Genomic DNA, 18,779 nt, shown 5'->3' on the forward strand with positions numbered 1-18,779 from the left:
CAATCGCTTCCTCCATTCATTCTTTGGTCGGTTTAGCGGCCTCTTGTGCTTGTTCAGACTTTTTGTGGGTAACTAGGCGATAAAAGGTATGTTATGTTTGATTATGCAAGTCGTATTTGTTTAGCTATTTAACAAACTAAATTATGATTTTGGCTTTTTCCTCTCCATTATATTAAGTGAGACTAACACCGTGGGTGAATTATGATGTTGTCTTGTAATTAAATACTGACAACCGTGGTATAAAATAATATGGATATATGAATTATGAGAATTTTATTTACTTTAGTACTAGCCGGAGGCTTACTGAGCGGGTGTCAAACTTCAAGTCATAACAGTCAAACAGATACCCTTGAAGGTGAGTGGCAGTTAGAGTTAGAAACACTTGTTATAGGTGACCAGAAATACACTACCTTTGATGGTAAAAGTCGTGAAATGATTAAAATATTTACGGATAGCCATTTTGCGTTTTCAAGTATCGGTACTAATCGGCCAAGGTTTAACTCTTATCAACTAACGAAAGAACAAAAAGTGGTTGCGTTTGATAATTTTGGTGGCTCGTTGGGTCGCTATAGCTACGAGAATAATATACTGACTGAGCATATTGAATATTCAAGCATTCCAAATTATGAGGGGGTATCCATTACTTTTAAAATAACAATAATGGGAGATACTATGACCCAAGAAGGCGCCTACCCGCTGGTTAAGCTGGGTTTAGGGGAGCAAGATGGATATTTGCGTGCAACTTTCAAACGCATTAAATAAGCATTAAAATCACGATATAAAATATATCAAAGCGGGTGATACAGCTGATTTACACCGTAATGCTTAACGCGGCACTATGGTTACTTGTTAGGAGTACAGAAAGTGGTTTGTACGTGGTTTTTGTCCTTTTGATTAAAAATCATAAATGTAGGTAGACCATGAAGTATTTCTTAGCTGTAATATTTAATATGATAATACTAGCAGCCTCAATAGCGGGGCTTATGTCTACTTGCATGTGGGGGTGCCCCAATTCAGGTATACAACTTATCTTTAAAATTTCTACAACGTGTTTGTTTATCAGTCTTTGTTTTATTATCTCCCTTTGGTTGAAAAATAAAAATTTCAAAAAAAATATTTAGTCAGTTTGACACTGTGAGAGTTTTTCTATTTTGTGTCGGTTAAGTGAGTGTATAAGGAATTTCTCAGTATTATAAAAGAAATACACATAAATAAATTGATCAAAAAACCTTTCTCGTCAGTATTTATAAAGGAATAGTCAGAAACTATATTATTTACTTAACTAAATAATATAAAAACTAAACCCCAGAAATTTGATGCTCTTTTAAGGTGGAGCGGCCAATGCGTGTTTTTGCTGTTATCGATAAGTTAGTTGTGGATTGAAGCCTTTCTTTGACTATCGCCAACTTAGGCTATCACTCGGAAAAAATGCTGAGGTATTTCTTGTCTATTTGATAGTGTTACTTAATACCCTGAACTCTTTATGGGTATCTAAGCTAATAATATCTATGATATGTTTAGTTATACACGCCTTAACCTTTTGGTTATTTGATAAAATTATGGTTCTGGTTGGCGTTTCAGTCACTTTTATATAACTAGTAAGTGATGAGATTGAAACGAGTAGTGTGTAGGAGTAACTATGTATCTATGCAAACTAAGGGGGAGCACATGCTACTTGTAAAATGCAAGAAATGTGGTGAAACAATTAGTGCAAAAGTTAAAAGCTGTTCTAAATGTGGTGCTAAGATATCTAAAGGAACCTCTTTTTTTAAATGGTCAGGTCTCATCGTTATAGTTATTGTAATTTATATATTAAGCCAAGTTCCAATTTCAGGCGTAAATAAACTAGATGTAGTAGCTACTTTAAGCTCTTTTATTAATGCTTCCAAAGTAGCTTATATAGAATTACGAGATAAAACGATCTATAAAAAGCCAGCATGGAATACATCAACCTCAAGGGATTTAATGACTGGGAGGTGGTCTGCGTATGCAACGTCTCCCATTACAAAATCAAATAAAAGGTTGTCATTTCCTTACTCAGATGTTGAAGCATGGATTGGAGTTGGGTGTAACGCGGAAAGTAAATGGTCATATATTGCTTTTAATACAGCCCCGACTTTACAAAAAACGCGAACAGGTGTGATCAAAGCTAGCGTCAAATGGGATGATAATATTGAAGATATAACGTTAATTCAAAACTCCGGCGCTAAGTTTTTGCATTTTCAAAACGATAGTAAAATTATAACTAAATTAAAATCATCAGAAACAGCTTTATTGGAGCTACAATGGAGCGCAGAACAGCGAGTCTATTTTAACTTCACGTTAAATGGTGCTTTCAAAGCAATAACTAAAGCCTATCAAAAATGCTTTGATTAATAGTTATAGAACTATGTATACAGCGGGATAAAAAATGGCTTTTAGCTTGTTTTTTTTACTTATATCTCAACTTTGTAATTAGGTTTTAAGAATATAAATAAAGATAAACATTTTTATATTATTGATAACTATTATAACTACCACTTTTTTTTGGCAGGCTGAAATTTATGAAAACAGAAGCAAAGTTGTAAAGATCAGCGAGTTGTTGCCTGCATTTAACGATTGGGAGTGTGGCTATCAGAACATTGGATCTTGCACCATAGTGTTTGAAGTTATTCCCACCAAAACGTTTCAAGTTAAGGACATTCGGTATAGTAAAGATTTTATGGCTGTTAAAATCACCCAAAAAGGAAAGGCCGGTTGGGTTATAAATGGAAAAGGTGTTGAAGTGTATAATCCACACGATACTTAGCATATTTTTAACTAATGTTTTCGATAAAAAACAACTCTCCTTTCCTAGTTAAAGTTAATCACTAGGGACGATGTAAGGCAGCAGGAAATCTCTTTTTTGTAAAAGGTGTCAGGGGGGATGGTATTGTAGATGTTCAATTTTCTTATTATGAATCTGGCAATAAAAAAGAGAAATAACGAGTGGTGCAAAAATTAGGTTGGAAAGCCTATTTCAGATAGGTGCTTTTTACATTATAAAAAATAATGGGCATAGCTTTAAATTTTTTTTAATAAAGATAGCTTTGCTGAAGTAACTGCTAAAACACAACATATTCATGATATATATAAAGAACTATGATGGCTTTGAAATAAAAGTTTATTCTTTTTCAGGTGTACAATAGGATAAATAAAAAAGGTACATAAAATACTGAGGCTAATACTATTGAGTTGAATTTCAGAAGCAATATTACTCTGACAGGATTAATTAATTGAACATTCGATGCTAGGTAAATAAGCCCCTAAAAAAGGGGCTTATAAAGTCATCACCTATTAAACAATAATCCCAGGGATCTCCTTACCAAATCCGAGGTCAACACCGCACGCTTTAGCTGCTGTATGTAGCACATCATGTTGGTTGTAACCTGACCCCATATTACTGACTACACCACGGTTTATACGAGCGCCACCGCCGGCAATAAGGTACGAACATGGGTTGGCAGAATGTTTATCTGCGTGTCCCATGTCTGATGTTTCTAGTACGACGGTGCTATCCAGTATGCCTGCCGCTTTTAGCTTTTGGATTAAATACGCGCTTAGACTACCCAAGTGGCTACGCATCTCAGTGTAGTACGGATAGTTTGGCTGGCCGTTACTCCCGCCATGAATTGCATTGTGATAGTGGCCTTGGAAATTCAATTCAGGAATACGGAATTCCGCTTGATGGTTACCAAATGCCAATGATACCGAGCTGGTCAAGTTACATTGCAGGGCAGCTACGGCAATATCTGCTTGCAAACGAGCTTGTTGACTGAAGGTATCAAAGGTCAAAGGAAACTCAGTGTTATCAGGTGCTATGCCACAAGATACGCCACCGTATAGATCATCGAGTCGGCGCTGAGTATCTGAAATCGCATCGAGGTGGTCATTCATCCTTTGTATTTCATAGCCGGCCAATCGGTTTTTAATCGCATTGGCCGCTGACATATGCGCATTCATGATAGGCGTTTTACTATTGCTACCTTGTGCACTGCCAAACACCATTTTAAAAACGGTGAACGGGTTTTCTTGGAACGGCAAGTGGTTGCGATTGTCTTTGGTTAACTGTCCTTGACCATTACTATGCACACCCAAGTTAAGATAACGAAACGGCAAGTTAGGCCCAAGCGCATTGCCCATTGTTACGTCATAGCTATCGCTGCCCCAGTTTTGTGCCAGTAAGATTGGCATACGCCCGTGTCCAGCGTTGGAATGTGACATGTTGACCATAAAGTTACATTCGGTTTTAACCGTTTCATAGCCTGCGGACATCACGCCCAGTTGCATATTTTCACCGCTACCAGCCGGGTTCCAAAGAGACGATATGGACCCTCCTGGTATATAAATGGACACGGTTTTATTTGGCAGCCCAGCGGTTTGCGCATCTGCATCTCTGGCAAACAACAAGCCCGATACCAATGGTGAAGTGCGGATCAGGGCGGTAGAAATCCCCGATGCCATAAACACTTTTAATAGTCTACGGCGCGACATCATCATGTTATTTAAATGTTCATCTTTCATTTTATTAACCTTCTGTATTGTGACCCGCACTATTCATTTCTGGACCAAGCTTTGCGATACCGTACAGACTTCAATGAACCAAACTTCTCTAACATGGCTCTTGGGCTGTTTTGCATCATGGCATCTGTGAGTGTGTCTATTTCGCACATGTAACCAACTTTTTCTGTTTCAGATAGACGTCTGTCTTCGTCGCTGGTTGGGTCGAGCGAGTCGTGACCAACACCCATTACGTAGCGGAACATTTGCTGTGGCAAGCAACTTTGGGCTGATGATAGGTCTGCTATCACGGTACCTAATTGTTTCGCACCATTAAATGGGATGGACTCACTGACTTCAGCGTATTTTTCAGGGGCGAAGAGGGTCCCGGATGCATCTATGGTATTACCATTGTTATCCGCACTTCTGATTTTGCCCACAGCGTCAAAGTCTTCCATGCCGAATCCCATTGGGTTGATATATTTTTCGTGACAAGCAGAGCAAGGCTGACCTTCTGTTAAGCTGTGATACTTAAGCTTGTTAGTGGTTGACGGGTCTTGCAACATATCAGAGAGTTCTGCCAGTCTTTGCTCTCTGGCTTCAAAAGTACCTGCTGGTGGATCGGGTTGATCTTGACACAGCATACGGCGGCGAACGCGTACTGAGCGCAAAATAGGATGGGACTCGGCAACCTCAGCCCAGCGCGCCATAAATGCCCCATTGGCTAAGATGCCACCTCGTTCAGTTGTATCGACTTTTTGTAACTCTTCGCCAGTTACACCTGCAATATTGTAGTGCTCTGCAAGTAACTGATTGACGAACGTGAAGTTTGCCGTATAAAGCGAACTGAACTTCTCATCAGGTTGGGTCATGATGTACGAGAAGGTCTCGTTCATTTCTGCTTTCATAGCCGGGACCAATTGTGCAAAACCCGGGTAGACGGTTTGATCTTTGGTTGCTACTTCTAAATTACCTGTGCCAAGCCAACTGCCTACAAAGTCACCAAGCACAGACTTAGAGCTGTCAGCTAGACGGTTAGCGTGTGCAATGATGTTGGCTTCATCACGAAGCTCATCACGCGCAGCTGCTTGCCAGAGTTGTTGGTCAGGTGTTGAGCCTGTGAATGTGTATGACAAGAAAGTCGCCATTTCCCATGACGTCAACTCGAAGGCGTCCGCATCTAGCTCTGAGTTATCAGGATTAGGTTCGCCTAATTCGTGGCGATAAATAAACTGCGGTGAAGACAGTAATCCTTCTAAGGCGAGTTTCATACCTGCTTCAATATCTCCACTGTGGAAAAAGCCCGTTGCTATCAATCTGTAGTTTTGTGCTTCGTCTTGCGTTAATGGGCGACGGAATATTTGCGGTGCAAGTTCATCCACTAAGCGATTTGCACAGTCTTCATTAACTGCATCGCAGTTTAGCGCAGGTGAAAAGTTATTCTCAGCGGCCCATTGTGAAAGTTCTTCAGCTACTAACAAGTAATTGCTGTAGTTAGAAGGTTGCACGCTAGCGTGGGTATTGTTGATGAAAAAGCCAATTTGAGAGTCTGGTGATAAGCCATCAGATACCTCAAAATTAACACCGAGCAAGTCTTCGACCGTATTTTGGTACTCAGTTTGAGTTAAAATCTTCAGCTGTCTTGCCCCGTATGCCACAGGTGCAACACCAATATCACAAGTCAAAGGTGCAGGCCAAAGAGTTTGCAGGTACGCCGCGATATCTGCTGCACATTGCTCATCACACGCACTTGGTGTGCCATAAGGCATGGTGGTGACAATGGTATCAATCATGGTTTGTATATCTCTTTCAGTATCAAGCGCTGGGAATGATCCTAAGCCGCCTGCTTCTGAGCCGTGACAACCTGCACATCCTGTTTGATATAGTTGCATACCTCGGGCAACAGGATCTGTTTGAGTGACAACGATACGCTCAATATTACTTGGTTCTGAAGGTACTGAATTGTTGAGTGCAATGACCTTGTAATCGAACTCGCCTGATTCAGGTAGCCCTGATTCATAAAAGCTTGAGTTTGATGCCAGCTCAGCAGCCGTTTGCCAGCGTCCATCCAAGCTTTTAAAGCGCACCAGATAGTCGGTTTCGTTATTGCTGTTATCACGCCAATTCAATTGCGCCTTGGCATCGATTGACAGCACACTCGCGATGAGCTCTGTGGGAGCTGCTGGTTTTTCTGGCATCGCAACTGGCTCAAAGCTGTCTTGCTCGGAAGTCAAATAAGTCAGGTTGAAATAGACAGGTACCGATTCTCCGATGCTTGATAGATTGGCAACAATACGCAAAGCTTCTATGCCGTAGTCCATTTCAAAGCTTTTGCTGTCTATGATCATAGGTGAAAGCGTGCTGACATTGACTTTACCGGAAGCAAGTTTGACAACCAGCACATCAAGCGTCATCTGATGGTTGATGCCATGTAAGCTCATTTCACCAGTCACATTTTGAATAACTGGCTGGCCAATTTCTAAATTACTTAACAATGCATTGTCTATTTGTGCACTGAAATAAGCGACAGGTAGTAAATCTGTCTCAAAGAGTAAGTCTAAAATGCGACTGTTTCTAATATCCACACCAGTCGAAATGGTACTTAGATCAACGGCCAGTTTTACGTTACCTTCGGCGTCAATACTACCAGATAGGGCGGGGGAATCATTGGTTTGTGTAACAAACTGATTTAACTCTGCAACATGATCTTTTTTTACTGATACATAACTCAGTAAAGACGTTGTGTTATCAAGTTGCCATAAACCTGTTTCAGTTACATCATCCGGTGGCGTAGTGGGCTCTGAATTTGTGCAAATATCACCACTTAAGGTCATGGTGACATCACCAGTTAAGCCGTTTTTATTGGCGACAAAGCCTAAACCAAATGACTGATTGGCGTGTATGGTATGGCTTTGTGACGAAATGGTACAGCCCGTATCATGGCAGTTGAAATCACCATTCCAGCTGTTTTGCAGTGAAATACCTTGATCCCATGTAAGCTCGATGGACCAATTATTGAGATCCTGATCGGACGGGTTATCAATGACAATCTCTGTTTTAAAACCATTGTTCCAATTGTCTGGAATCGTGAGGGAACACTGTGCAGCTTGAACAAAAGAGGCACTGGTTAGTAGGCTTAAACAGGCAGCGAACTTAGCGAATTTAGGCGTGTTAGGCCAGGTATCATTCAAGGTAGAAAAGCGTGTTAAATTATTGCGTTTCATCTTCTTTCCCTCCTATTGCTGCGCTTCAAAAACAAGGTTAAAACTCACGGGCACTGCGTAACTGATCACCGATAAGTTTGCCAATGTTCTGAGCGTTTCAATTCCAGACTCTAAACCAAAGTCTGTGGCGTCTAGCACAATTGGTGTTAAGGTTTGCACCATAATTTTATTGTTTCCAAGACGTCGAATAACGACATCAGCGTTCACTTCTTTTATAACGCCAGTGAGGTTGAGTGTGGTTGAGATGGATTGCATTTCAGTGCTACCAATAGGAAGTGCAACGAGCGCAGCATAATCAATAGCAAGTAGGGCTTCGGCGGTTGGGAATGACTCAGTATCGAATAAAAATTCTTTCATTCTGCCATCACGGGTGTCGTTAGCGGTATCTACACTACTCAGGTCAATCGCTAACCTTGCTACCCCTTCAGGTGTAATACTGCCACTGATATTGTTAAATGTGTGTGATTCAACGAGGTGCTGTTTTTTGGTCGATACAAAGTAAAGATGAGAGCTTTGAGGGTCTAATACAAATGGTGCGCTAATGGGGGGCGCTTCAGGTTCGGAAACTTGAATAGTGACTGGGTCGCTGACTGTGCTTATAACACCGTCGTTGACCGTCAACGTGACGGTAAATGTGCCTTCTTCTTCATAAACATAAGTAGGGTTTGGCTCGCTTGAAGCCTGCCCGTTGCCAAAGTCCCAGCTAAACGTGAGTGCATCACCGTCTAAATCAGAAGATTCATCGCCTTTAAAGTTTATCGTTAGTGGGTAATCTCCTGATGTGGTAGAGGTCGATGCAACTGCTAATGGTGCGTGATTAATATCACCGTCTAATGAGCATAAACCGCCAAGAGAAGGAATTGCAGGTGTATCATTTTCCTGTGCTTTTTGGGCGTTGAAGCCAAAATTTAAACTTTGACCTGGATTAATGGTGCTGTTGTAATTTTCATTGATGATTTCATACGGGTTATTACCACTGTGTCTAGCATGCCAAACGCCCGTCAACTTGGTGTTATCTGAAAATGCCATGAGTACTTTCCAATTGGAAATAGCAACACTTTCAGTATTTGTGATAGTGACTTTGCCACGAAATCCTGAGATCCACTCTTGTTCAACTTCAAAAGTACATTGTGCAGACTCAGGCTGAGCTTCACTAATGGTAACTGCTATGGGTGCCGCAGGGTAATCGTTTGTTCCGTCTTTGATGGTCAACAAAACAGAGTAAGCGCCAGCTTGATCAAAGGTATGCTGAGGATTTATTTCATTGGAGGTCTGTCCATCACCAAAATCCCAGTGGTAGCTCACATTATCTGACGGTAAATTAGTCGCCTCGCTGGTAAAGTTGATTGTCGCGGGTGCTGTCCCTTGGTTGTTAGACGCTGACGCTACTACCGTAACATCATTATTTTGTGAGCCTCCTTCACAAATACCAAATAATCTTGGTGTGGTAACGGTTTGCCCATCGCTCTTTTTGACGTTAAAACCAAACGCTTTGGATGAGCCCGGCTGAATGGTGCTGTTCCAATTAAGGTTGCTAAATTGATATGGACTATTGCCACTCAATTGGGCGCGCCAAGCATTGTTAATCGATTCGCCTTGGTTAAACTCTAATCCAACTTCCCAGCCGTTTATGGCCGAGTTAGTATTGTTAAACACGGTGACCTCTGCGGTATAGCCACTTTGCCATTCATTTTTTACATTGAACTCGCATTGTGCAGCTAAGCTGTGTATTGGGTGTCCCAAAACCATTAAACAGAGGCCGATTTTTAAAAATCGGTGCTGCTTGCTGTTGTATCTATGTTGTCTCATGAAAATTCCCCGAAACATTGCCATTTGACATGTTATTTCCCTGCTGTTCTTCATTGAACAGGCATTCGACCAGAATTCACAGGCGGCAATAGCTGATGCAAAAATCGGGTATGAGGAAAGACAAAGGATTGGAGGTATGACATGACATGTCAAAGACGTGAATACCGATAGGCTACGCAATGCGCATACAAAACAACAGTATGCACATTGTCACCATTTTAAGCATTGGCATTCAGCAACCCCGCTATCTTAGTTTTCACCTTAGACCGGAAGCTTTGCGTCCCTTTCTTTCAAAAGGTTTGCTATTTTAAGCCTGTCAAAGGAACTTAGCTTAAAACCGTCATAACCGCAAAGCCACAACTGCAACTTTCACAGTATTTGCACATTTCACCTTAAAATGCTTTGTAAAGTCATACAAAAGCCTCAGGTTTTTTCTAATAAGTTCATATAAATTATAGTCTTGCACTAAAGTAGTATTTTTGTGTGCGCAATTTAAAATGAGGGGGATTGTGCATGCCTATAAAGCGAATAGATACATTCAGTAATGTTATCAGGAGGAGGTAAAGCTGCTTGCAACCCACAGTCAGCATTGTGTCTTTTTTGGCATCATTAACGTTAAAGACTCTTCAGTTGCCTCATCCGCCAATAATATTCAAATCTAAGATCAACTCATCGAGCATGGTTAGGCTTCAAAGTCTCGCAGAGGTAGCTAAATACTTAATTAGGGGGCATATTACCGTGAATTGACTAGTGCTTAACTTGCAATAAAAGCACAAGCTGGACTATCTTTCGGTTTAAAAGCGATCAAATGTTAGTTAAATGTTTGTTGGTGATGTATTATATTTTTGTATCGTTCCAAAGTTGTGAGGGGTGAAATGAAAAAAATAATATTTGATACAGATCCGGGCATTGATGACGCGATGGCACTACTTTTGGCGCATGCCTGTTCGGATATTGAATTGGTTGGTATTACGACTACTTTTGGCAATGCAAGCATAGAAAATACCACGCGAAATGCGCTTTATTTAAAACAAAAGTTTGGTATGTCTGCTGAAATTGCTAAAGGGGTTAACATACCACTAGATCAAGTGAGAACAGAGCCCGCCACCCTAGTGCATGGTGAGAATGGGTTGGGAGATATTAAAATACCTAAAATAATAGACACGCAGATATCACCGCTTATTGCACATGACTACCTTATCGAAACAATAAAAAATCAGCCGGGAGAGATCACGTTAGTTGCTGTAGGTCGGCTAACAAATTTGGCGATGGCAATTAAAAAAGCACCTGAAATTGGCAAGTTAGTGAAAGAAGTCATCATTATGGGCGGTGCCTTTGGACATAATGGCCATACTGGGAATTTGACACCGTTTGCTGAAGCGAATGTATATGGCGATCCTATGGCTGCTGACATCGTTATTAATGCTGATTGGCCAGTCACCCTTGTTGGGTTGGATGTTACACAGCAAACCTTTATGTCAAATGCGTATTTAGAGAAGCTGAGAGTAAGCAGTGCTAAGTATGGGCAGTTTATTTATGACATTACAAGGTTCTATGCAAAATTTTACAATGATGACCTTGGTTTAGATGGGTTTTATGTTCATGACTCTTCAGCAATCATGTATTTGGTAGCACCTCAAATATTCACCACTAAACAGGGGCGTATACGAGTAATTACTGACGGGCCAGCAAAAGGACATACTTTATTTAAAAGTTCAGATCGTGTTTTCTCAATTGATGAATGGGCTGCAAGGCCTAAACAAACCATCGCAATTAATGTAGATCCCCAAGTATTCAACCAACGTTACTTCGATGTTATTTGTAGTGATGAAACGGATTAGTTGAATTCAGGAGCAACTAATACAGTAGCTTCTTGTTTAAATTCCACCAACATCATGAGTATGCGCGTTTGATAATCTTTGGACGGGTATTTTGATTTAATTACATTATCTAATTGGTTTGTTCGGCTTAAGTAAAATAAACCTAAAGGTCTCTGAGATGTTGGGCAGTTTTAACCTATTGTTAAGTATGAATAAAAGTTGGTATTTTATTTTATAAAGTTACTTAACAGTCTAAATTTGACCTTGTTACAAGCGAAAGGGTGTAATATAAAAGCATCTCAATTTTGTAAAACTGTCGTATAGTTTTCAGAATGATGTCGTATATCTTTCGTTAATTAAGGGACGAAACTAATTTATGTTTTACCTTGTATCAAACATTCAGGTTATAAGTATCTAATGAAAGTAAATGCAGATTTGATAATTAGGCTAAGGCATCAAAAGTCTTGGTCTCAAGAAGAGCTGGCGATTGCTGCTGGCTTAAATTTGAGAACTATTCAGCGAATAGAAAAAGAAGCAACTATATCTTTGCAGTCTAAAAAATCGTTGGCGTCTGCGCTAGAAGTAGATATTCATGATCTGGACTATAAGGAGACGACAAAAATGAAGAATTATGAATATAAAACAGTTTCAATTAAATTTAATCATGGTTGGTTTAAAAAAGGCATTTCAAATGTGGATCAAGCGCTGAATGAAGGGGCAATTGGTGGGTGGCGTTTTAAGCAAATGGTGATCCCAACTGATTCAACCGGTGGTTCGGAGCAAATGATTGCTATTTATGAAAGAGAGTTAGCAGAATAGCTTGACGTCATGCTGAGATCTACTTGTTTAAGTGGCTTTTCTATTCTCTTTGTAAGCTACTCTAAAGTAGCTTACTCTTTAGCCATGCTTTGGTCTTGTATCGCTTGGATATGCAGTAGTAAGGTCTAATCTTTCATCTGACTTTATTGGTAATCATTGTTATCCTTTATTAAGCTTCACACTTAAACCTGTTTGCTTTGCATGTAATACTGAGCTAAAAAACGCTGTTATATTTCCAGAAATGCTGCAGCTATTTTAAGGGAGAATAAGGGGCGGTGAGTATTTTTATTCAGGTAGTTTAATCTTTAGTGTTTCCTCCGTTTTCCTAAATTTAGATTTTCTGTTTTATTTCCATCTTTTCTTGTTGTTATTTTTATCATAATATGTAGGAAGTGTTAATGTGAGTAATTGATTTAATTTTACGTGTTCAATTTATACAAAATTGTAATTTTAGTAAGTACTAATTAATTATTTTATGTGCATAAATAATATAAGGTATCAAAATTGAAAAATGAAGATGGTTTGAAAGTTGTAGTAGTAGTGGCGAACAATAAAGCTGATCATTCAACGCAGAGACAGAAACAGCCAGCTTCTAAATTAGAGCTGATCTCTGTTATTGCTGCTTCACTTGCTGTCATCATCGGATTAATTACTGTTTATTTTTCTCAAAATCATAATAAGCAATCTGTAAAACCTTTACTTTCGGCATGGCATGCTCAAAATAGTGATGGCACAAGTATAACTTGGAATGTTTACAATGCTGGCTTGGGGCCTGCTAAAATAAAAATTGCAAAGGCTTTTATTCAAGATAAGGAAGTTGACGGCTATTTAGGAAGCTTGCATGTTTGGGAGGCGTTGAAGCTTAATGAACAGATGAAGGTTGATGTAAAATGGAGCTCTTTAATTGTACCTAATGATATTATTAAAGATGGTGATGATGCCAAACTTCTCACCATAACGTGGAGTGACGGCATTAAGATACCAAAAAACTATGATGCAGATTACCAGCTAGTTTTAGCCTATTGTTATTGCTCTGTTTATGATGAATGTTTATATGAGGACACTCGCTCCGGTGGACATCATAAGCCGCTATTTGCATGCTCTTAATTACAATTATGTGGTGTTTTTTTTAAAAAAATAACTAGATACTTTTATCTAGAGGATACTATTTAAAATTCACTATCACTTCAAAAGGAACTTTGTATTTTGAAAACTCTTATCTCAGCATTTCTTTTTCTTGTTTCAACTACTATTTATGCATCTAATTTTAAAATCTTACAACTTCCTAAATCCCAAAATCTAGCTGAGCCTCCAAATATTACTATTGCATTACCAGCATCATATGAGGCAGACACTACAAAAACATACCCAGTAATTTATCTGCTTGATGGTGATCTTAATGGCGAATTGGTAAATGGTATGTCCAATAGACTCTATTTATCCAATGGGGCACATGAGCATATTATTGTCGGTATAACGAGCCATGATCGTATTGGAGACTTTGCACCAACGATAAATAAAGATCCGCGAGGACCTGTGGGAGCAGGTGGAGGCGGCGATAAATTTCTAGACTTTTTAGAAAAAGAGCTTATTCCACAGGTTAATAAAGCTTATCGTACAAATAGTTTTAATGTTTTAGCAGGTCACTCAATCGCTGGTTTATTAGTTATTCATAGTTTTCAGTCCCGGCCAAAGCTTTTTCAAGGCCATTTGGCGTTTAGTCCTGCGGTTTGGTGGGGGGCACGAGAAACAGCTAAGGCGACGCAAAAATATGTGACCTCTAAGCAGCCTATTAAAAATTATCTCTATATGAACATTGGTAGTGAAGGTGGAGAAATGCGAGCAGTTTATGACTCATTATCACAAACAATTCTGAGAAATCGCAATCTAGATTTAGACTTGAGGCTAGATGAGTTTAATGACGACGCTCATGACTTTACAATGGCAGCTGGGCTGTTTAATGCGCTTACAGGGTTATATCAATATCAGCAAAAGCAGGGGTTATAGAGCGATTATGCGGTTTTAGATTTTGGTTTACACATTTGCGTCTGGAATAATGTGAAGTTCACCTTCCAATACAGCTAAATCTGCAAGGTTAATAGGCCTATACGTTGTGCAACTAGGGTTTTATAAGTCTCCAACAAGAGAGATAAAAAGGATAAATTTTGACAGTATTTAGAAATAAGCTGTTTCTGGTAAGTTTGCTAGTATTAGTCGTTATATTGGCTTTCATGGGCTATCAGCGCTATACGCAAGAGTATACATCTGCTTTTATAGATCATACTCTTTATTCTGAGGTGCTATCAGAACAAAGAAAAATTTTTATCAGATTACCAAAAAGCTATGACGAAAATAAAACGTATCCATTAATCATAAAGTCTGATGGAAATTTCAATTTATCTCGGTGGGATGAATCTCTCATCCAGCTAGCCCAAGCAGGTAAAGTTGAAGACTCAATTATCGTGGCAATTCCAAATTTATTTTGGACAGACTCACGCAACAGAGACCTAGTCCCTCCATTTGCTAGAAAAGATGTGGCAATTGAAAAAAGACCTCCAAGTGATAATTCACCTGAAATTTTTGGTCGAGCAGACTTGTTTTTAGCCTTCATTGAAACAGAGGTAATATCATATGTTGAGGCTAATTATAAAGTGAGTGATAACCGAGTCCTTACCGGCTTTTCTGCTGGTGGTAGCTTTGTTTTATATACGCTTATTACCAAGCCTGAGCTGTTTTCCGGATACTTTGCTTTTAGCCCTGCAGCTTGGTATGACGACTCTGTGGTTGTTCGAGAGTTTGAAAAAGGGTTGAAAAACGTAGAGGGTGCCCCGTTATTTTTGTATCTAAGTATAGGCGGTGCTGAGAATGATATTATCACAGGCTCGTTTAAAGGCTTACTCAATGCCATCGATTCATATGGACCAGCAAACTTCTACACCCAACACAGTTATAGTGAGGGAGCAGGACATGTTGAAAATCCATATATTTCTGTTCCTTCAGCTTTACAGAGTTATTATCAGTTTAGGAATGATAAGTTATAATTTAATGCGCTATTACTAATTGCTTGTTAATAGGTGTTTTATTAATGGTTTTTATATTTTAGTATTAACCATGATTATTTCTAATAATCTTTAATGGCTTTCATCTCTTTTATATTTAATCTTAATATGATTGTTTATAATCAGCTTGTTTAATTTATTGAAGCGAGGCCACCTGCTAATGCAGATACTAGCTTCATACAAGCGAAGGATAGAGAGTTATATGCTGAATACGCACATTAAAACTGAGCGATTAGAGTTAAAAAAGTTAGATGACAAAGACGCAGCCGGCTTATTAGAGATTTTTTCAGATCCTGAAGTCATGAAATACTGGAATACACCGCCTTGGAATTCAATTGAGCAGGCCCGTCAGTTTATCTCTACAAGTGCCGATGCTATGCGAAATTTATCATCCCTTACTTTGGGTATTTATTGCAAAGAAACAAAGCAACTTCAGGGTAAGGTAATGCTGTTTAACTATGATAAAGAATCAAGGCGTGCAGAGCTGGGTTTTGGCATAAAGCGTGAGTCATGGGGCAAAGGGATTGTTTTTGAAGCTTCGTCTGCTTTGGTTGAATATGCATTTAATCAGTTGAACTTGCGCAGATTAGAAGCTGAAATTGATCCTGACAATACTGCATCAGGAAAAGCGTTGGAAAGGCTTGGCTTTGAACAAGAAGGGCTGTTAAAGCAGCGCTGGGAGATAGGCGGTATCGTATCTGACTCCGCTATATATGGCTTGTTGGCAAAATAATCATAAAGCGCTTTAGTTTAATAATTGGGTAGGCTACTTCAAGGGAACTTAATTTGGAATATGGTTGATTTGGTGATAGTTACTCCCAAGCCACTAGGTCGAACGCTTTTCTAGCTTCTATAAGGGAGCAGTCTGTTTTTATTATTAATTGCTGTAACGTAATATTAGGATTTGCATTTATTTCAGCCACTAAATCAGCAATACTTGGTTTGGGTTTCAATTTGTTTAATGCCTCAAGTACCCAGTGCCAGCTGGGTTCATCCTGCTGTCGTATGCTTTGAATGATTAGCTCACATTGTGACCAATTTCCCTGTAGCCGCCAGTTTCTTGAGCGGCCTTTTCGATTAAGTTGCGCTCCGGTAGCCTTAATGATGCCTTTTAGTTCATTTGCATGATTGACTCGGCGTACAAAGCTATTTAATTGGATATCAAACATAGAGGGTTCTTAAGGCAAAACGAATAGGAATTATAACAAAATTAGCAGAGATTAGCTCTGGCAATGCTAATTGTACATTCAATATGATGTCGTGCGGTGCGGTAATATTTAAGTGGTTGTTTATATTGATTTTTTTAAAGTGAGTGAAGTTGAACGTTATGTATGCTGGGTAATTATATGAATATGCAATGCGGGTTTATCGAGTAATTACCACCCTTAATGCATCACTTGGGTATGCACTAAACTTAGGTGTAATAAATTAAAAAGACCGCATAAAGCGGCCCTTTCACTATATTATTAAGCACACGTCTCTTTTGCGTCATGTATCGAAAGCCTACACACGTTCGCGGTTCTGTGTGTACCAGCAGCTGCGATTTTAGGTGTTGCTTCTAACGCTAAAGATTGGTTTTTATTTAGATTTTTAAGTGATTTTTCTTTATTTTAATATTTATATTATATCCTTTTAATTATCTCCAATTTAAAGTTATATATATTTTTCTTGGTTGTCAATACTGCTTTTATTTTAAGTGGGTTTTTGGTTTTTAAATGCAGGTGTAGGTGATTTATAATATAATTTATAAGAATTAGCGATATTGAAATATCGCTAATTCTTTATATTGGTTATTTTAGAAACCCTGCGTGAAAGCTAGTTGCTTTTGTTGGGTCACCCTTGCCCTTATAAACAGCTTGTATTGGATAGGGATAAGCTGGTTGTTCTTTGATGACTTCACCTTGATCATTTTCTTTTTGGGTGAGTAAAGAGTCAGGGGCTACGCCGCCAATTAACCAAGCTTCGAGTGCACCTATCGCATCATAGGTTGAGTTACCCGGTCCGTCTATGCCGCAGTGAACCACGCCAGGCAGTAAAAAAAGTCGAGCAAAGTCTCTGACTTCCTGATGGTGACCATGCATAAATGTTTCTACATTCTCGTACCAATCAATAGTGGCATATGCTGGAATTGCCGCATCAGACCAGCCATGTAGCACAATCATTTTACCACCACTCTCTTTGAACTGTCGCAAATCGGGGTCGTCAGCATCTATTATTTGGCTAATTTCTTTTAGGTTTTCTTTTTCATCTTGATAAGAGAAATCCCACCAGTCATAGTCGACATCTAGCGCTTCTGGATATGCGAGGTACTTTAAGTATTCAGTTGCTGCATAATAGGCAAATGGCTGAAGTTGAGGGAGCAATGGCGTGACCCAGCCTACCCATTCAGGCTCAGAACCATAAGGTAAACCACCATAAATTATATCGTCTTGTGCGTTTTTGGATGGTGCATATAAAGCTTTTACAGCTTCGACTTGCTGTTTTGATAAACAATTGCTTACTTTACCTGCTTCACAGGCGAGAGTTTGTGGGTCAAAATCACAAAGTCTTGGATCACTGATCACACCATCTACTAATCCGTCTTTATGATCGCATGCGCTCATAACTGCGCTGGCTATCATCGGGATTTCTTGTGATGATAAAATTGGTTCATTTCTGTCATTTAAAACAGCTCGGGCATTATCCATGCAGTTGACCAAATTTACATCGGTATAGTTTACCGTTGGGCCTCGTGCTATCACGCCATCAAAATCATTGGGGTAGCGCTTAGCTGCCATGACACCGGCGTGCCCGCCCTTTGAGCAGCCTGTTATGAACGAATATTGTGGCTGTGTATGATAAAACTTTTCTATGATGGCTTTTGCTGCAACAGCGACCACATGGTTGGCGCGATAAGCAAAGTCTATTTTCAATTGCTGGTTGTTTCTGGCCCATTTACCGTCAAAGCCATATGCGGTATGGCCGCCATCATGGCTCATGGTGGCGTAGTGCCTTACTATTCCAGCCATTGGAGGGTAGGGGCTAACATCGCCACAAAAACCCATACAGGCGTTGAGTAGATATTTTTGGTTCCAAACAGCTCTTGCTGGCAAGCGAAGTTCAAATCGGATTGTGGGCGATACGTATCCTTTGACTAGGCAATGATCTGGCAATTGTGTCTGAGATCTAGGAATTGGTGCGCCCATAAGTCTGCTGTGTTTGTAGGCCCATTCAGACTCAGTGGCATTCATTTGATACCCTTTCACAAAGCTTGACTCGATCACATTAGTTGCAGCTTCGCCTCTTTCTAGTTTCGAAAAATCATCGAAACGCAATGACATGCAGGCGCGCTCCTCTGCACTTAGTTGTGGTTCAGTTTGTGCCATTAATTGAGTTGAAACGCTACTAACACACATAAAAACCAGTGGGTAGGATACCTTACTGGTTAAACTAAATTTAATCTTCATACCCATTTATCTCCTTTTAAAGGTTTGTAATTGATAATAGTTATCAATTACATCCATTGTCTTGTATAGACTTTAGAAACTCAA

The 18,779-nt window shown here is 39.5% G+C and carries 13 protein-coding genes and 1 riboswitch; of the genes, 8 read left to right on the forward strand and 5 right to left on the reverse strand.

What is annotated here, in order from left to right; all coding sequences use genetic code 11:
* Nucleotides 1-264 precede the first annotated feature (264 nt).
* Together QNM16_RS10820 and QNM16_RS10825 are read left to right on the forward strand one after the other, a co-directional pair.
* The gene (locus QNM16_RS10820; RefSeq protein ID WP_284020497.1) at nt 265-762 is read left to right on the forward strand and encodes a lipocalin-like domain-containing protein; all 498 of its coding nucleotides are present in this window, start codon (nt 265-267) and stop codon (nt 760-762) included.
* A gap of 906 nt (nt 763-1,668) precedes the next feature.
* The gene (locus QNM16_RS10825; protein ID WP_284020498.1) at nt 1,669-2,376 is read left to right on the forward strand and encodes a zinc ribbon domain-containing protein; all 708 of its coding nucleotides are present in this window, start codon (nt 1,669-1,671) and stop codon (nt 2,374-2,376) included.
* A 939-nt stretch (nt 2,377-3,315) separates the two neighbouring features.
* Here the strand turns inward: QNM16_RS10825 and QNM16_RS10830 are convergent.
* The 3 genes from QNM16_RS10830 to QNM16_RS10840 are packed head-to-tail and all read right to left on the reverse strand — an operon-like array spanning nt 3,316 to nt 9,551.
* Nucleotides 3,316-4,542 (reverse strand): DUF1552 domain-containing protein, encoded by a 1,227-nt coding sequence (locus QNM16_RS10830; RefSeq protein WP_284020499.1) that lies wholly within the window; start codon nt 4,540-4,542, stop codon nt 3,316-3,318.
* A gap of 29 nt (nt 4,543-4,571) precedes the next feature.
* On the reverse strand, nt 4,572-7,742 hold the full coding sequence (locus tag QNM16_RS10835; RefSeq protein WP_284020500.1) for a DUF1592 domain-containing protein: 3,171 nt from the start codon (nt 7,740-7,742) through the stop codon (nt 4,572-4,574).
* Nucleotides 7,743-7,754: 12 nt separating this feature from the next.
* Complete coding sequence (locus QNM16_RS10840; protein WP_284020501.1) at nt 7,755-9,551, reverse strand: cellulose binding domain-containing protein; 1,797 nt, start codon at nt 9,549-9,551, stop codon at nt 7,755-7,757.
* 231 nt (nt 9,552-9,782) lie between these two features.
* Nucleotides 9,783-9,865, reverse strand: a riboswitch (cyclic di-GMP riboswitch).
* Between the two features lie 561 nt (nt 9,866-10,426).
* Here QNM16_RS10840 and QNM16_RS10845 point away from each other — a divergent pair.
* The 6 genes from QNM16_RS10845 to QNM16_RS10870 all read left to right on the forward strand — a co-directional run bounded on the left by QNM16_RS10845 (nt 10,427) and on the right by QNM16_RS10870 (nt 15,982).
* Nucleotides 10,427-11,392: a nucleoside hydrolase gene (locus QNM16_RS10845; RefSeq protein WP_284020502.1), complete on the forward strand. Its 966-nt coding sequence runs from the start codon at nt 10,427-10,429 to the stop codon at nt 11,390-11,392.
* 396 nt (nt 11,393-11,788) lie between these two features.
* Nucleotides 11,789-12,190 carry a DUF4177 domain-containing protein gene (locus tag QNM16_RS10850; protein ID WP_284020503.1) on the forward strand — a complete coding sequence of 134 codons (402 nt, stop codon included), beginning with the start codon at nt 11,789-11,791 and terminating at the stop codon, nt 12,188-12,190.
* A gap of 504 nt (nt 12,191-12,694) precedes the next feature.
* Nucleotides 12,695-13,297 carry a hypothetical protein gene (locus tag QNM16_RS10855; RefSeq protein WP_284020504.1) on the forward strand — a complete coding sequence of 201 codons (603 nt, stop codon included), beginning with the start codon at nt 12,695-12,697 and terminating at the stop codon, nt 13,295-13,297.
* A gap of 99 nt (nt 13,298-13,396) precedes the next feature.
* Entirely contained in the window at nt 13,397-14,197 is an 801-nt protein-coding gene (locus tag QNM16_RS10860) for an alpha/beta hydrolase (protein WP_284020505.1), read from the forward strand.
* 224 nt (nt 14,198-14,421) lie between these two features.
* The gene (locus QNM16_RS10865) at nt 14,422-15,231 is read left to right on the forward strand and encodes an alpha/beta hydrolase (RefSeq protein ID WP_417709971.1); all 810 of its coding nucleotides are present in this window, start codon (nt 14,422-14,424) and stop codon (nt 15,229-15,231) included.
* A 220-nt stretch (nt 15,232-15,451) separates the two neighbouring features.
* Entirely contained in the window at nt 15,452-15,982 is a 531-nt protein-coding gene (locus QNM16_RS10870; RefSeq protein WP_284020507.1) for a GNAT family N-acetyltransferase, read from the forward strand.
* A 79-nt stretch (nt 15,983-16,061) separates the two neighbouring features.
* Here QNM16_RS10870 and QNM16_RS10875 read toward each other — a convergent pair whose 3' ends face one another.
* On the reverse strand, nt 16,062-16,418 hold the full coding sequence (locus QNM16_RS10875; RefSeq protein WP_284020508.1) for a ribosome recycling factor family protein: 357 nt from the start codon (nt 16,416-16,418) through the stop codon (nt 16,062-16,064).
* 621 nt (nt 16,419-17,039) lie between these two features.
* Nucleotides 17,040-18,695: a tannase/feruloyl esterase family alpha/beta hydrolase gene (locus QNM16_RS10880; RefSeq protein ID WP_284020509.1), complete on the reverse strand. Its 1,656-nt coding sequence runs from the start codon at nt 18,693-18,695 to the stop codon at nt 17,040-17,042.
* Nucleotides 18,696-18,779 lie beyond the last annotated feature (84 nt).

The sequence above is a fragment of the Pseudoalteromonas umbrosa genome (genome assembly GCF_030125375.1).
Lineage (GTDB): Bacteria > Pseudomonadota > Gammaproteobacteria > Enterobacterales > Alteromonadaceae > Pseudoalteromonas > Pseudoalteromonas umbrosa.

What these genes read in the sequence shown, in the direction of transcription:
- QNM16_RS10835 (WP_284020500.1), bottom strand. Translation starts at nt 7,742, where the DNA reads ATGAAACGCAATAATTTAACACGCTTTTCTACCTTGAATGATACCTGG.
- QNM16_RS10880 (WP_284020509.1), bottom strand. Translation starts at nt 18,695, where the DNA reads ATGAAGATTAAATTTAGTTTAACCAGTAAGGTATCCTACCCACTGGTT.
- QNM16_RS10850 (WP_284020503.1), top strand. Translation starts at nt 11,789, where the DNA reads ATGAAAGTAAATGCAGATTTGATAATTAGGCTAAGGCATCAAAAGTCT.
- QNM16_RS10870 (WP_284020507.1), top strand. Translation starts at nt 15,452, where the DNA reads ATGCTGAATACGCACATTAAAACTGAGCGATTAGAGTTAAAAAAGTTA.
- QNM16_RS10875 (WP_284020508.1), bottom strand. Translation starts at nt 16,418, where the DNA reads ATGTTTGATATCCAATTAAATAGCTTTGTACGCCGAGTCAATCATGCA.
- QNM16_RS10825 (WP_284020498.1), top strand. Translation starts at nt 1,669, where the DNA reads ATGCTACTTGTAAAATGCAAGAAATGTGGTGAAACAATTAGTGCAAAA.
- QNM16_RS10865 (WP_417709971.1), top strand. Translation starts at nt 14,422, where the DNA reads ATGGGCTATCAGCGCTATACGCAAGAGTATACATCTGCTTTTATAGAT.
- QNM16_RS10820 (WP_284020497.1), top strand. Translation starts at nt 265, where the DNA reads ATGAGAATTTTATTTACTTTAGTACTAGCCGGAGGCTTACTGAGCGGG.
- QNM16_RS10845 (WP_284020502.1), top strand. Translation starts at nt 10,427, where the DNA reads ATGAAAAAAATAATATTTGATACAGATCCGGGCATTGATGACGCGATG.
- QNM16_RS10830 (WP_284020499.1), bottom strand. Translation starts at nt 4,542, where the DNA reads ATGAAAGATGAACATTTAAATAACATGATGATGTCGCGCCGTAGACTA.
- QNM16_RS10840 (WP_284020501.1), bottom strand. Translation starts at nt 9,551, where the DNA reads ATGAGACAACATAGATACAACAGCAAGCAGCACCGATTTTTAAAAATC.